General features: G+C 74.5%; 1 protein-coding gene and 1 pseudogene. Both read left to right on the top strand.

Going from position 1 to position 501, the window contains the following annotated elements:
• The coding region (locus tag ACEN88_RS34040; RefSeq protein WP_413346787.1) for a tetratricopeptide repeat protein at positions 1 to 317 on the top strand (317 nt) is incomplete at its 5' end.
• A pseudogene (locus ACEN88_RS34035) lies at positions 314 to 501 on the top strand (chemotaxis protein CheW); the annotation flags it as partial. The gene ACEN88_RS34040 and the pseudogene ACEN88_RS34035, both read left to right, overlap by 4 nt.

The raw sequence follows: 501 nt of genomic DNA, 5'->3' as shown, positions 1-501 counted from the left end.
ACCTGCTGGCCGAAGCGAAGGCCCACGCCGACGCCGGCCGGCTGGCGCACGCGGAAGACGCGTGCCGCGCGCTGCTCGCCGTGCGCGCGGACGATGCCGAAGCGTGGTTCCTGCTCGGGCTCACGGCCGAATGCACGGGCCGGCCGCAGGGTGCGCAAGACTGCTGGCGGCGCTGCGTCTACCTCGATCCCGACCACTACGAAGCCTTGTGCGGGCTGGCCCTGCTCGCCGAACAGCGTGGCGACCTCGCCCAGGGTACGAGCCTGCGCGAGCGCGCCGCGCGCGTGCATGCGCGGCGCGGGAGGCAGCACGCATGAAGCACCTGCCGGTCCGCGCGCGGGACGAGGAGGCCTGCTGGCGCCACATCGGCGTCGCGGGCGACCGCAGCTGCCCCGAGCTGGCAACCCATGTCCATTGCCGCAACTGCCCCGTGTACGCGGGCGCCGCCCAGCACAACCTGCAGCGTCCCGTCGACGCCGACTACCGCGATGCCTGGGCGCG

Origin of the sequence: Massilia sp. CT11-108, assembly GCF_047302915.1 — a bacterium.
In the GTDB taxonomy this organism is placed as follows: Bacteria; Pseudomonadota; Gammaproteobacteria; order Burkholderiales; family Burkholderiaceae_D; genus Telluria; species Telluria orientalis.
Note: the sequence above shows the minus strand (reverse complement) of the source record. Positions and strands in the feature narration are given on the sequence as shown.